At 36.5% G+C, this 13,453-nt stretch carries 12 protein-coding genes; 5 read left to right on the top strand and 7 right to left on the bottom strand.

The window, feature by feature from the left end:
- Positions 1 to 64: 64 nt before the first annotated feature.
- Positions 65 to 1,357: a DEAD/DEAH box helicase gene (locus tag V5290_RS03455; protein WP_333381930.1), complete on the bottom strand. Its 1,293-nt coding sequence runs from the start codon at positions 1,355 to 1,357 to the stop codon at positions 65 to 67.
- 234 nt (positions 1,358 to 1,591) lie between these two features.
- Between V5290_RS03455 and V5290_RS03450 the strand changes: the two genes are divergently transcribed.
- Positions 1,592 to 1,960 carry a thioredoxin domain-containing protein gene (locus V5290_RS03450; protein ID WP_333381929.1) on the top strand — a complete coding sequence of 123 codons (369 nt, stop codon included), beginning with the start codon at positions 1,592 to 1,594 and terminating at the stop codon, positions 1,958 to 1,960.
- Between the two features lie 19 nt (positions 1,961 to 1,979).
- Positions 1,980 to 2,318 carry a hypothetical protein gene (locus V5290_RS03445; protein WP_333381927.1) on the top strand — a complete coding sequence of 113 codons (339 nt, stop codon included), beginning with the start codon at positions 1,980 to 1,982 and terminating at the stop codon, positions 2,316 to 2,318.
- A gap of 90 nt (positions 2,319 to 2,408) precedes the next feature.
- Here the strand turns inward: V5290_RS03445 and V5290_RS03440 are convergent, their stop codons facing one another.
- Positions 2,409 to 3,407, bottom strand: coding sequence for a Gfo/Idh/MocA family oxidoreductase (locus tag V5290_RS03440; RefSeq protein WP_333381925.1), 999 nt, complete (start codon positions 3,405 to 3,407; stop codon positions 2,409 to 2,411).
- A 138-nt stretch (positions 3,408 to 3,545) separates the two neighbouring features.
- Here V5290_RS03440 and V5290_RS03435 point away from each other — a divergent pair, with 138 nt between their 5' ends.
- Positions 3,546 to 5,732, top strand: a complete 2,187-nt coding sequence (locus V5290_RS03435) for a Tex family protein (protein ID WP_333381923.1) — start codon at positions 3,546 to 3,548, stop codon at positions 5,730 to 5,732.
- Positions 5,733 to 5,745: 13 nt separating this feature from the next.
- The gene (locus tag V5290_RS03430) at positions 5,746 to 6,441 is read left to right on the top strand and encodes a tRNA (adenine(22)-N(1))-methyltransferase TrmK (protein ID WP_333381922.1); all 696 of its coding nucleotides are present in this window, start codon (positions 5,746 to 5,748) and stop codon (positions 6,439 to 6,441) included.
- An 85-nt stretch (positions 6,442 to 6,526) separates the two neighbouring features.
- Here V5290_RS03430 and V5290_RS03425 read toward each other — a convergent pair whose 3' ends face one another.
- Positions 6,527 to 7,282: an SDR family NAD(P)-dependent oxidoreductase gene (locus tag V5290_RS03425; RefSeq protein ID WP_333381921.1), complete on the bottom strand. Its 756-nt coding sequence runs from the start codon at positions 7,280 to 7,282 to the stop codon at positions 6,527 to 6,529.
- 818 nt (positions 7,283 to 8,100) lie between these two features.
- On the opposite strand from V5290_RS03425, the gene V5290_RS03420 reads away from it, so the two are divergent.
- Positions 8,101 to 8,643: an NUDIX hydrolase gene (locus tag V5290_RS03420; RefSeq protein ID WP_333381919.1), complete on the top strand. Its 543-nt coding sequence runs from the start codon at positions 8,101 to 8,103 to the stop codon at positions 8,641 to 8,643.
- Positions 8,644 to 8,698: 55 nt separating this feature from the next.
- Here the strand turns inward: V5290_RS03420 and V5290_RS03415 are convergent, their stop codons facing one another.
- From V5290_RS03415 to V5290_RS03400, 4 genes are read right to left on the bottom strand one after another with little or no spacing between them, the layout of a single operon-like run.
- Positions 8,699 to 10,249, bottom strand: a complete 1,551-nt coding sequence (locus V5290_RS03415) for a cryptochrome/photolyase family protein (RefSeq protein WP_333381917.1) — start codon at positions 10,247 to 10,249, stop codon at positions 8,699 to 8,701.
- A gap of 23 nt (positions 10,250 to 10,272) precedes the next feature.
- Positions 10,273 to 10,419 carry a DUF2256 domain-containing protein gene (locus tag V5290_RS03410; RefSeq protein ID WP_333381915.1) on the bottom strand — a complete coding sequence of 49 codons (147 nt, stop codon included), beginning with the start codon at positions 10,417 to 10,419 and terminating at the stop codon, positions 10,273 to 10,275.
- 1 nt (position 10,420) lies between these two features.
- On the bottom strand, positions 10,421 to 11,941 hold the full coding sequence (locus V5290_RS03405) for a deoxyribodipyrimidine photo-lyase (protein WP_333381913.1): 1,521 nt from the start codon (positions 11,939 to 11,941) through the stop codon (positions 10,421 to 10,423).
- 3 nt (positions 11,942 to 11,944) lie between these two features.
- Positions 11,945 to 13,303 (bottom strand): DASH family cryptochrome, encoded by a 1,359-nt coding sequence (locus V5290_RS03400; RefSeq protein ID WP_333381912.1) that lies wholly within the window; start codon positions 13,301 to 13,303, stop codon positions 11,945 to 11,947.
- Positions 13,304 to 13,453 lie beyond the last annotated feature (150 nt).

The raw sequence follows: 13,453 nt of genomic DNA, 5'->3' as shown, positions 1-13,453 counted from the left end.
ATAATTAAGATGAGGCAAAGCTAACATTCGATAACTTTACCTCTAAATTAGATTGTTAATTATATTATCTAGCTTTTCGAGCTTTATTCTTTGCTTTTCTGATTACCGAAGGTTTATTTTCAGCTTTGCGTTTTGCCATTAATTGATTGCGTTCTTGTGTTGCTTTATAACGGCTTTTCTTAAAAGCTTTTCCATCTTCTTGTACATCAACTGCACTATTAAACTCATAACCAGGGTAGACTATTCGTTCAAATTGGCGGCCTATTAATGTTTCTATGTTATCTAGAAATTGTTCATCTTTAGGGCTAACTAATGAAACCGCATGGCCACTTTTACCGGCACGCCCAGTTCTACCAATGCGGTGAACATAATCTTCGGCTAAAAAAGGTAAATGGAAGTTCACTACATGCGGTAAATCTGGAATATCCAAACCACGTGCAGCAACATCTGTTGCAACTAATACACGAACACTGCCTTCTGCAAACTGTTGAATAGCTTTATTTCGAGCACCTTGTGTTTTATCACCATGGCATAAAGCGGTTTTAATACCATCTAGTTTCAGCTCTTTTGCTAGTAGGTTTGCACTTTCTTTTGTGCCAGCAAAGACTAAAACTTGTTTCCAGTTTTTAACACCGATCAATTCAGATAATAGCTCACGTTTACGCGCTTCACTTACCCAATAGACTTGTTGTTTTACTTTGCCCGATGTTGAGTTTTGTTTTGCAGTTTCAATATTTTTGGGAGTGTGTAGAATTTGGTTTGCAAGTGTTTTGACTTTGTTTGAAAAGGTAGCTGAAAACATCAAGGTTTGATGTTTTTGTTTAATGATGTCGGTGATCTGTTGTATGTCTGTTAAAAAGCCCATATCTAACATACGATCGGCTTCATCTAATACTAGGTGTTTGATATGTGCTAAATCAACTTGCCTTGCATTAACATGCTCAATTAATCGTCCTGGTGTCGCTACTAATACATCAACACCTGTTTTTAACATTTGCGTTTGTGGTGACATATTTGCACCACCAGTTACAACACCTGATGTTAAAGGTAAAAACTGACTATATTGCTTAACATTTTCAGCAACTTGTAATGCAAGTTCACGAGTTGGTGTAAGAATTAAAACTTTGATGGTGCGTGAAGAGCCTATATTATTAGGTTGGTTTTTTGCTAAAATATCCAATAATGGGAGTGTAAAGGCAGCTGTTTTACCGGTACCTGTTTGTGCGCTTGCTAAAATATCATGACCAGCTTTGATCATCGGAATAGCTTGCTGTTGGATAGGCGTTAGTTTTGAATAACCACATGCTTTAACTGCCTTTAATAGATTTGCAGATAAACCTGCTGCATCAACACTCATATTTACTTCCTAAATTTATACACTACAAAATAATCGCGCAGTATAACAAACTCTGTTTTGTAATGTTATGAAAAACAAAGATTGATTACCACTAAATGGAAAACAGATTAATGTAAATTTAATATGTGAAGATTTATAGGGTAAGATGCTGATAACATAGATTTTTATATTAGATTGTTTGTTGTAATATAGTAAAATAATTTACTATAAATTTGCCTTTAAAAAGGAATCACTATGCTTAACCCTATTAAGATGATTAAACCTGACACGTTTTATGAAAAAATAGAACAACAAGACAGTTTTGTACTTAACATTGTTGCTTCGTGGTGCTCTGATTGTACAGACCAACAAAATAATATTAGCAGCCTAGTCGATACGTTAGATGTAAAGTTGCCAGTTCTACAGTTAACTGCGCAGAATGAGAGAGGTGTGTTTATAGACCAACAGCATCAAGATTTAGTTGATGAAATGGGCGGCCATGGCTATCCGCGTACAATATTGGTGATTGCTGGAAAAGTATTAAGTACCGATAATGTAGAGGTTATTAAACAACAAGATCTAATCAACCTTGCAAATAAATTCAATGTATTATTAAGTGCTTAAAGAATCTTTAAGGAATTATATGTCTGTATCAACAGCATTACCCAATGAAAAGAAAATGACTGTTATATTTCGTATGGAACCCGGCTCCCTGGGACCTGATGGATTGCAATATATCGAAGAGTTTTGCACGTTTGCACAAACTCAATTGCAAGCTTGTGCTGCATACTACCTAAACTTTTTTATTGAAGCTAGAATTGACAAAACCTTACCAGAAATGAGTTTTGTATTAGCTAATAAAAGTTTAAATCAAACACAAGTTGAAAAGTATTTAGCGTTATTTGATGAAGATTATGCTCACTTTGAAGACCAATTAGAAACTAACTTAGAAGCGATTGTTGATCAGTTCTTTGGTCGTTAAACCATACTCAATACTAGTTTGGTATGGTTGAAACTATTTAATCTAGAATCTATTAATTGTCGTAGTTTTACATGAATATTTTTAGTCTTGTTATGTTTTGTCACTAGGGAAAACTACACCAGTTTGGTGACGTATCTCTTCTATAATCTTGGATGTCTGCAATGCACGTTGTTCTAAAATAGGGTTAATCTGTGCGTTGTTAATTTGAGTTGCAAATGCCAATGCTTCATAGCACATACTATTATCAGATTGCGGCTGGGATAACGTTTGTTGGTTTTGTCCTTTGGGGTCTTGGTATATAACATTTAAACATTGACCAACATGCTCTATTAATAAAGTCCCAGACTCTCCTTGAATTTCACTTGCTTGGTTTGAACCTGATATCTTAGAATGATCGATTGTTACTGCAAAGCCTTGATATTCCAATATCACACTACCACACCCATCAACGCCAGATTCAAGTAATGTTGCCTGCGCTTTAATTGAGTCTGGCTTACCAAATAAAGCACTACTTAAAGCAACGCAATAAAAACCAATGTCCATAATTGAGCCATTGCAGAACTGAGGATAAAACGTATTAGGCTTCTCACCAGCTAAGTAAGCAGGGTATCGTGATGAATATTGACAGTATTGAATGTGTGCTTTGCGAATGTTACCTAAACGTACCAGATTATCTTTAATGACTTTAAAGTTGGGTAAATGTGCTGTCATATAGGCTTCAAAGAAGATCACATTGTTATCTTTCGCTGTTTGATACAGGTCTTGCGCTTGCTGAAAGCTGGAACTCAGCGGCTTCTCACAGATGACATGTTTGCCATGTTCCAACATCAATTTGCTTTGTTCATAATGCAATGAATTTGGACTTGCAATGTAAATCGCATCAATTTCTTTTGAACTTGCTAACTCGGATAATGTATCAAGTGTTAAGAGAGCATTATGTTTGTTAGCAAAGGATGTAGCTCGCTCAATATCCCTTGAATAAACACCATGTAGCTGCATAACTTGTGTTTCATCGTTTGGCGGATTGTTGGTACCTTCAATGAATTTTTCGGTAATCCAGTTAGTACCAATCACAGCAAATTTAATCATTATTCGACCTTATGTAAAAGCTATTAGCGATTGTAATATCACCCATAAACCAAGGTTAACAATAAAATCGCATCGAACAAAGTAACAAAGTGTGATAAAAATACTGCCTAATTACCTGAACAATAAAAGAATAACTTAATGTCATTATCTGCTAATCAACTTATCGACTATCTTGCATCTGCCTGTAAAATTAAAGCCTTTCAAGTTAACAGTGCCATTCAATTGTTAGATGATGGTAATACCGTGCCATTTATTGCACGTTATAGAAAGCATTTAACAGATTCATTAGATGATACGCAATTACGTTTATTAGAAAGTAAATTAACCTACTTTAGAGAGCTCGCAGCACGAAAAGAAACCATTATCAAAGCTATTGATCAGCAAGGCAAACTAACTCCTTTATTAAAAAATCAAATTGAAGCGATTAAAGATAAAGTTACTTTAGAACATTGCTATGCTCCTTTTAAAACATCACGCTTAACCAAGGCAAAGTTAGCTGAGGATGCAGGGCTAGGACGTTTAGCAGAACAACTGTGGCAGTCTCCTAAACAAGACTTAAGTAAAATGGCTAGCCGTTACATCAATATTGCTAAAGGTTTTGAGAACAATGCAAAAGTGTTGGAAGGGGCGTTAGCCATCGCCATTGATAAAATAGCGCAAGACATGAAACTGCAAAGCATGTTGAAAGATCACCTTGTGGAGCAAGCAGAACTGACTTCTACAGTGTTGAAATCTAAAATAGATGACGCTATTAAATTTAAAGATTATTTCGATTTTAAAGCACGTTTAAACCGCTTACCTGCTCATAGAGTGCTCGCTATGTTACGTGGTAAAGCTGAAGGTTTTTTACGTTTGAAAATTAATGCAGATCCCTTCCAAAAAGATAAAAAAGCGTACAGTTATTGCCAAACAATAATAGCAAAAAATTTAGGGGTTTATCTTGATAAACAAGATCATGATTCATGGCACAGATATGTTATTGATAACGCATGGCGAACAAAGCTGTTACCAAGTTTAGAAAAACAATGCTTAGTACAACTTAAAGAGCAAGCAGATACAGAAGCCATAGAACAATTTGCTAATAACTTGAAAGCGTTATTAATGGCTTCACCAGCAGGTGCTAAAATTACCTTAGGCTTAGACCCAGGTTTTAGAAGTGGTTGTAAATTAGCGGTAGTTGATAAAACGGGTAAACTCTTAGCGACTGATACTATTTATCCTCATCAGCCACAATCTCAAAGTGATAAAGCATCACAAGTAGTCGGTAAGTTAATTAACCAATATAAAGTCGAATTAGTGGCCATTGGTAATGGCACCGCCTCACGAGAAAGTGAACATTTTATTGCTAATACTCTTAAGGATCTGCGAACACCCATACAGGCTATTTCGGTGAGTGAAGCTGGTGCTTCAGTTTACTCGGCATCTGAATTGGCGGCGCAAGAGTTTCCTAAGTTAGATGTGACTTTGAGAGGGGCGATTTCGATTGCCCGTCGTTTACAAGATCCATTATCGGAGCTAGTTAAGATTGAAGCAAAGGCAATTGGTGTTGGTTTATATCAACATGATGTAAATCAGACAGCTTTAGCAAATCGTTTACAGGCAGTGGTGGAAGATTGCGTTAATAACGTTGGTGTCGACTTGAATACTGCCTCAAGCTGTGTGTTAGCTCATGTGGCAGGTTTAAATAGTAGTTTAGCGTCTAATATCGTTACTTACCGAGAAGAAAATGGTCGCTTTGATTCAAGACAAGCACTCAACAAAGTGCCACGCTTAGGCGCTAAAGCATTCCAGCAAGCGGCTGGCTTTCTAAGGGTCGTAGGAGGGGATAATTGTCTTGATCAAACTATTTTACATCCAGAACAATACTCGCAAGCTAAGCAGTTAGCTGCTTTTAACAAACAAACGCTCAGTAAAATTATCATCGAAAAACAAACCAGTAGTTTAGTTTTACCGCCTACAAATGGTTCACAAACACTTGAACAATATAAAGCAATTTTAGCGAGTTTAACCTCTGAACGGCTTGATCCAAGAGAAGAGTTTAAAACGGCAAACTTTGAGCAATCAGTTAATAAAATTAATGATTTAGAAGAAAATATGGAATTACAAGGTGTGGTGACTAACGTAGCTAACTTCGGTGCATTTGTTGACATCGGCGTACATCAAGATGGTTTAGTACATATTTCTATGTTGGCTGATCGATTCGTTGATGATCCACATAAAATAGTTAAAGTAGGACAGATTGTTAACGTTAAAGTGGTCAGTGTTGAGGTACAACGAAAACGCATCGCATTAACCATGAAACATGTCAATCAACCGAAAAACTAAGTCGAATTACATTATGAAGTTAAACAAACGTTTATTATCCCTTTCTGAAATGGTGCATGAACCCTATGATTTGGTATGGGACTGTTGTTGTGACCATGGGTTATTAGGTTTTAAAATTCTCGCTAGCGGTTTGATCAAACAAGTTAACTTTGTTGATGTTGTACCCGATATAACCGATAAACTAACAGCAAAGTTACAACAACATGGTCATCATCTACCCGCTGATGCTGGTTGGCAGGTGTTATGTCAGGATGTCAGTGAAATCAATCTAGAAAAATCTGCACAGCAGTTACCCATCGTTTCAAAACAACTTGTCATCATCAGTGGTGTAGGCGGTGACTTAATGATTGATATAATGAAACGTATTGTTACGTCTTATGATGACTTGAATGTTGACTTCCTTTTATGTCCTGTTCAACATTCCTATAAATTACGTAAAGTATTAAAAGATCTACAGTTCAAATCAAAAGCTGAGCGTTTAGTGCTAGAGAATAAGCGTGGTTATGAATTATTGTTAATAAGTCAAATAGAAGGGCAACCAATCAGCTTAGTTGGCAGCTATGAATTTTGGCAAAGTAATCCGAATGCTAATATTTACCTTGAAAATTTGATTACGCATTATCAACGCAGTGCTATTGCTAGTGAGGCCAACCAATTAAGTCAATTTGCTTTAGATGATTATCGAGTTGTTAAACAACAATACTTTTAAAGATACTAATACTGAATCAATCAAAAAAGCCACATAAAAAATTATGTGGCTTTTTGTTCAAACTATTTGTGTGAATCAGCTATAACTAGATACCTAGAGCTTGACCACCACCGATTTGGATTGTTTCAGCTGTGATAAACGCAGCATCTTTGCTTACTAAGAAAGAGATAACGCCAGAAACATCTTCAGGTTGGCCTAAACGACCTAACATGATGCTATCTTTCCAAGAAGCGAATACTTCTGGTTTAGTTTCTTTGATTTGTGCGTGGAATGGAGTATCAATAGTACCTGGAGATACTGCATTTACACGAATACCAGCTGGCGCTAACTCTTTAGCAAGTGCACGTGTTAATGTATGTACTGCCGCTTTAGATGTACCGTAGATACCAGCACCAGGGCCACCCGCATTCCATGCTGCGTTTGAAGTGTAGTTAATGATTGAACCACCTTCAGTTTTTTTCAAGAATGGGATTGCTGCACGTGAAACAAATACTGCACTATCAAGGTTTAATGCCATTACGAAACGGTAAAACTCAGTTGTCATCTCTTCAATTGGACTACGACCGCCTAAACCACCAGCGTTATTTACAACAACATCAATTTGACCATATTTATTACCAATTGCAGTTACATTTTCTGTTACTGCAACATCATCAGTTACGTCAAAACCGTAGTATTCAGCTTCGATACCTTCAGCTTTAAGCTCAGCAACACGTGTTGCACCCACTTCATCTTCGATACCGTTAAGTACTACAGTGTAACCATCTTGACCAAGGCGTTTAGCTACTTGGAAACCAATTCCACCAGTTGCACCAGTGATTAAAGCAATTTTTTTAGACATATTTATATTCTCATTGACTAGTTAATTGTTCGTAATGCCAGAGGCACGAAGGAGGTGATCAACCATGTTACAAAGAGGTCCTTAATGTAATATTAAAGTTTGGTATTAAAGAAGAAATTGTTTCTATATTCACAATGTCAGTCTTGTTACTCTATAACTTTGGTGACCACCTTTAAAAGTTAATTGATAGAAAACATTCTCAGTAAATACATATCAATCTAAATCACGGTGCTATTGTATTACAAATAATGCATTTGTAAAATCGTTTATAGAATGCAAATGTAGAAATTTTAACGTGAAAATAGACGTGAATGCTTGTTTAGGTGGAATAGATAATAAGAAAATAATTATATTTAATTTATCTAAGTTATTTTCCTATGTTAATTAATATATTTTAAGCTGTTGTTTTTAAATCAAATTGTTTTTTATTCTTCTTTATCGATTAAACTTTTTCTTTAAATGAATTTGAATTAACTTTACTCAGTACATGATTAACACTAATAATTACTCAGCTATTTTGTATGATTTAATTAAGTCTCGATTTGTGATCAATACCTCACCATTTTCTTCTCTATTTGTTGTACATAAGGGATGAAATTGAGGTTTATATAGCAGATATAGGTGATGTTTAGCATGCTGAAAGTAAAGTATTCTATTTGAATATGACCATTAGATTAATCTCTTCAAGTTCAATTAATTAAGTATTTTTCTGTAAAATATAAATTAGTTAATCGCTTAGTATGATGTGTGGTTAATGTTGGGTATGATGCCGCCTCATATTATTTTCATGTCAAGTTAGTTATTCATTAGAGATTGTTATGCAGCTATTAAAACGCGTTGTCCATCCGTCGATCACCGATACACATTTAACTCCTAAACATCCGGAAAGCTTTACGCGGCTAGCCACTCGAGCAATTGTGATTAAACAAAGTAAAATCCTGTTAATGTTCACCGAGCGTTATAATGATTATTCTTTACCAGGAGGAGGTGTTGATCTTGGAGAGGAATTAACAGATGGTTTAAAGCGTGAACTTTCTGAAGAAACGGGTGCACAGCAAGTTAGTAATATTCAACCTTTTGGTTTATTTGAAGAGTATCGCCCGCATAAAAGCCTTAAACATCGCCCTGAGTGTTCAATTATGCATATGCTATCTTATTGTTATACCTGTGATATTGCTGATCAGCTTGGAAAAAATAAATTAGAAGATTATGAAGTAAACAATGGTATGCGTGTTTGTTGGGTAGAGATCGAAGAAGCGATCCAACACAATCTACATACCATTGAACATGATAAAAAGCAGGGCTTATCTATTCAGCGTGAAACTTATTTATTGCAACAGATTAAACAACGATTAATTTAAATTTCTTGGTCCTTGGTCCTTGGTTAAGCTAAGCTGAAAGCTATATACACCTTGTTTATAGCTTATCTAAATTAGATAAAATATTTGCTGCTTTTTCTCTAATAGCGATTTTTTGATCGCTATTTATTTTATCCCAATTTCGTACTGGAAAGGACATTCTTGGGTTTTTAGAAAATTTATCATAATGCTGATCGATAAAGTTCCAATACAAACTATTAAGTGGACAAGCATCTTCACTGACTTTTTCTTTTACTTTATAACGACAGTTTTTGCAGTAATCACTCATTTTATTAACGTAATTTCCGCTAGCAGCATAAGGCTTGGTAGCAATCCAGCCACCATCAGCGAATAGAGCCATGCTGCGTGTGTTAGGTAATTCCACCCATTCAATAGCATCAATATAAATGCCTAAATACCATTCATCTACTTGATTAGGTGCGATTCCAGCTAATAGTGAAAAATTACCAGTGATCATTAATCGTTGAATATGATGCGCATAAGCATGCTCTAAAGATTGCGTAATAGCGCTCTTCAGACATTGCATTTTTGTTTTCCCATCCCAGAAGTATTGAGGGAGGTCGTTATTAGCAGATAGGAAATTTTGCTCTGAGTAATCTGGCATGTTGACCCAATACATTCCTCTTACATATTCACGCCAACCGATTATCTGTCTTACAAAACCTTCGATTTGCGGTAAAGTGATCACACCGCGAGAATGTGTGAATGCATGTAATGCAGTTTGTATCACTTCCAAAGGAGTAATCATTTTACAATTTAAGGAAAAGCTTAAACGAGAATGATATAAGCTCCATGAATAAGGGGAGTTGGCTGTCATTGCATCTTGAAAGTTACCAAAGTTTGGTAATTGATGCTCACAAAAGTAGTTCAATAATTGTAGTGATTGCTGACGATTAATTGGATAGTCAACTTGCTCAGAAGATTCGCCGATAGTCTTGATGTTATGATCTTCTATGCGTGTTAAATAAGATTTTGCTGGATTATTAAAGACCAGTGGACGTGGTATTTGCTTAAGATCTGAAGCATTAAATGATTTACGATTGTTCGAGTCATAATTCCAAGCACCGCCTTGTGGTTTGCCTGCTTCCATCAATATGTCAAAACGCTTACGCATAAAACGGTAAAAGGTTTCCATTCGTACGTGTTTTTTAGGCGTAAAATGCTCTCGTAACTGTTCAAAAGGTAATAAAAAATGCTCGGTATCTTCTTCAAACATGGGTAGCTCTATCTTTTTTGCCATCTGCTGTAATTGCTCGCGTAAACGGTATTCATCAGGCTGTTGGTAATAGATTGTTTCGCAGCTATATTTTGTAGCTAATGTAATGAGTAGATCTGGTAAGTCATCATATTCCTTTGTTTCATCTAAAGTCATATAACAGACATGGTGCCCTTGTTCTTTTAGATAAGTGGCAAATGCTTCCATCGCGGCAAAGAAAGCGGTTATTTTCTTAATATGATGTTTTGTATAATCAGCCTCTTGCTTTAACTCTGCAATGACATAAACAACATCGTCATCGACATTTTGGAACCAACTATGTAATGGATTGAGTTGATCGCCTAATATTAATCTAAGCTGTTTTGCTTTCATTGTTTTTCCTTATTGCACTTACACTATGTTTGTTTAGTTGTTTTGTTACGACGACAGCGTTCAGAGCAATATCGCACTTGTTCCCAGTTTAGTTGCCACTTTTTACGCCAAGTAAATGGCTTGTTGCATGTAAGACAAATCTTACTGGGTAGAAAAGATTTCTTATGCATTTTATCTTTTACTTTTAGTTGAAGAAGGGCGGCGTTTACGTACATGTTTAGCCACAATACGTTGACCTTCTTGTCGCGCGTCATAACGTTTACGAAAGCCCCACAGTAAGTCACGTGCAATTTTTCCTGTTTGCTCAATATCGACGATGGGTTCAGGGTAAGTTTTACCCACGGTAAATTGATAAAGTTGTTGCTCCATTAGCGATAATTCCCACGGAGTATGGATTATTTCATTCGGTATCTCAGATAGTTGCGGTAACCACTCCCTGATGAAATCCCCATCAGGATCTTTTTCCTGTGACTGCTTTACTGGATTATAAACCCGGATTGTATTGGTTCCGGTCACACCAGATTGCATCTGAAACTGTGGATAATGAATACCTGGTTCAAAATCAAGAAACAGTTTAGCTAGGTGTGTAACACCTAATCGCCAGTCGACTAATAAGTGATGGCATAAAAAACTGACTAACATTGCTCGCATTCTAAAATTAATATAACCAGTTTTTATTAAACACAGCATGCAAGCATCAACCAGTGGGTAGCCTGTTTGTGCTTTTTTCCATCGCTCAATTCTTGTCTCTACTGTTAACCCACAATGTAGTTCTGGGTACTCAAAATGATGATAGGCATGATTGATATGTCGCCATTGCATTTGATGCTCACTTTCAAACTTTTGAATAAAGTGACAGTGCCAATGAAGTCGTGAAGCTAAACCATCAATGGGCTTTTTCCAACCAAGCTCGGGACGTTTTTGTAAAATAGCCTGATAACATTGTTTTAAGCTAATGTTTCCCCAGGCCAAGTAGGGGGATAAACGTGAACAGCTTTTACGACTGGCTAAAGGTTTAGAAATGTTGAAGTGATAGTGCTTCCCTCGGCCACCAAGAAATGAGTTAAGTATCTTGTGCGCCCATTGCTCACCGCCCGTTAACATTGATTTATCATTAATCATCCACTCATCAGGTAACTCCGGCTGTGTTAATTCGGTCAGCTGATGGTTTGGCAACAAATTATGTGTAGACAGTAATGGCACTGTTAATTCACCCTTGAATACTTTACGCCATTGATTATCCCAGCCTTGTCTATCTTGTTTAGCGCGAATGACAGCACCAGTCTGAGTTTCATGCCACGGAACTTGATGTTGCTCACACCACTGTTTAATCTGTTTGTCTCGTTCAAAAGTAACTAATAATCCTGTTTCTTCATGACTGAATAATTGTTTAATGAAAAATTGTTTTTGAATTTCATCTAATGCCGCTTGAGCTTCACCATAAAAAATATAAACCTGCGAGTTAAATGTAGCGAGTTGTTGGTTTAAGTCTTGTATCGATTGCCATACAAAACGCCAATGTCGTAGGTCATAATGTGGATCGTTTATTAAACATGGTTCAAATACGTAATAAAGCAATGTTGGGCCTGATTCAACAGCAGAAGCTATTGGCTGATGGTCGTTCAGCCTTAAGTCTCGTTTCAACCAAACGAGATTAATAGCTTTACGTTCTAATGGAGACTCCTTGTTCATTATTTATTTCACAGGCCAATCGTCTGCAGAAACAGAGTCTAAAGGGGAATCAGTTTGTTGATTATGATGTCCAGCCCAAGTTGCTTGGTATTGACCATCAGGATCATGTATTTGGGTTTGTTTTTTTAAGTTAAAGTGTCTACCTCCACGTGGATCAACGCCAACGCCAGCAATATACTGCCAATTTCCCCAGTTTATCGCAGCATCGTAATCTATCAGGTGTTGCTCAAACCATGCTGCCCCGTATCGCCAATCAACACTTAATTCATTGACTAAACAACTTGCGACAATTTGTCTGCCTCGATTACTGAGGTAACCTGTTTCGAACAATTCAGTCATGCAAGCATTCACCAACGGGAAAGGAGTGCTTGCGGTACACCATTTTTTGAAACGCTCTGGATAGAAAGAGGTTAATGGTGAAGAATGTGCTAAGCCTTTAAAATGATATAACTTATCTTGAACTTTATAATGTAGCCATTGAAAGTATTCGCGCCATAAAATTTCGTGGTAGAGACTTTCGGTTGAAGCATTTTTACCATGTAATTGCTCAAACTCATTAATGGAGTTGATCACTTGCCTTACTGAAATAAAGCCATAATTGATCCATGCAGACAACTTGCTGCTATTATCCCAACCATCAAGCTTATTCCTCACTTCTTTATACCTTGCTGGTGCCGATGATGAGAAATATTGTTGAAGATGTTCAAACCCTGCTTGCTCACCGCCAGTAAATTCATAACCTCGCTGTTGGTTTTGGTTTTCAGTGCCTTCTACTATTATTTTTTTGGTTACTTCCTCATTCCAATACTTATGGCATTCGGCTAATGACTGAGTAAATTGAGATGGTAAACGATAGCTTGCTGTTGCTGGACTAGCAGCAGTGATATCTGCAACTACTTTCCTAAATTTTGAGTAACTTGCAGGTAGTTCCGCTAAGGCAAAGGGCAACATTTCCTCTGTGAAAAGCGTGAACTGTTGAACTTGATGTAAATTTAACTGAGGCTTTTTATGCTGTAATCTTGAGATGATGTCACGTTCATATGTCCCTGGTTGTTTGGTTACCACTAAATCTGTAATATCGAACTGTTCGCATATTGCATTCAAGGTATTGACGGTATTACCATTAATAATGTGAAGTTGTTGACCAAGTTTATTTAAGCTTTTATTGAGTGCTTGTAAACCTTGTAATAAAAAATTGAGGCGTTTTTTACCTAATGGAATAGCTTGTTGTTGATTAACTTTAAACCATTCTGGATCGATCACAGCAACACATATTAGTTGCTCACTTTGGCTTGCTAGGTCAAGCGCTAAATTATCACTAACTCGAAGGTCTTTAGTAACCCAATATAATGTACGTTGCATTGAAATCATTCCATAAATATAAAAATCATACGAACAATCAGTGCATTGAGATCAATATTTGGCTATTACATAATGATGGGCGGTAATGTAGTTACTATAGAAATACTTGTATTTAACAGCGATTATTAATGGTCGCCATAATATTAATCT

It is taken from the genome of Psychromonas arctica (assembly GCF_036697365.1).
Classification (GTDB): Bacteria; Pseudomonadota; Gammaproteobacteria; order Enterobacterales; family Psychromonadaceae; genus Psychromonas; species Psychromonas arctica_A.
This window is presented reverse-complemented; position numbering and strand designations above follow the sequence as displayed.

Bases quoted from the DNA above. Each gene is read 5' to 3' on its own strand.
- V5290_RS03455 (WP_333381930.1), bottom strand. From the start codon at position 1,357: ATGAGTGTTGATGCAGCAGGTTTATCTGCAAATCTATTAAAGGCAGTT.
- V5290_RS03450 (WP_333381929.1), top strand. From the start codon at position 1,592: ATGCTTAACCCTATTAAGATGATTAAACCTGACACGTTTTATGAAAAA.
- V5290_RS03445 (WP_333381927.1), top strand. From the start codon at position 1,980: ATGTCTGTATCAACAGCATTACCCAATGAAAAGAAAATGACTGTTATA.
- V5290_RS03440 (WP_333381925.1), bottom strand. From the start codon at position 3,407: ATGATTAAATTTGCTGTGATTGGTACTAACTGGATTACCGAAAAATTC.
- V5290_RS03435 (WP_333381923.1), top strand. From the start codon at position 3,546: ATGTCATTATCTGCTAATCAACTTATCGACTATCTTGCATCTGCCTGT.
- V5290_RS03430 (WP_333381922.1), top strand. From the start codon at position 5,746: ATGAAGTTAAACAAACGTTTATTATCCCTTTCTGAAATGGTGCATGAA.
- V5290_RS03425 (WP_333381921.1), bottom strand. From the start codon at position 7,282: ATGTCTAAAAAAATTGCTTTAATCACTGGTGCAACTGGTGGAATTGGT.
- V5290_RS03420 (WP_333381919.1), top strand. From the start codon at position 8,101: ATGCAGCTATTAAAACGCGTTGTCCATCCGTCGATCACCGATACACAT.
- V5290_RS03415 (WP_333381917.1), bottom strand. From the start codon at position 10,249: ATGAAAGCAAAACAGCTTAGATTAATATTAGGCGATCAACTCAATCCA.
- V5290_RS03410 (WP_333381915.1), bottom strand. From the start codon at position 10,419: ATGCATAAGAAATCTTTTCTACCCAGTAAGATTTGTCTTACATGCAAC.
- V5290_RS03405 (WP_333381913.1), bottom strand. From the start codon at position 11,941: ATGAACAAGGAGTCTCCATTAGAACGTAAAGCTATTAATCTCGTTTGG.
- V5290_RS03400 (WP_333381912.1), bottom strand. From the start codon at position 13,303: ATGCAACGTACATTATATTGGGTTACTAAAGACCTTCGAGTTAGTGAT.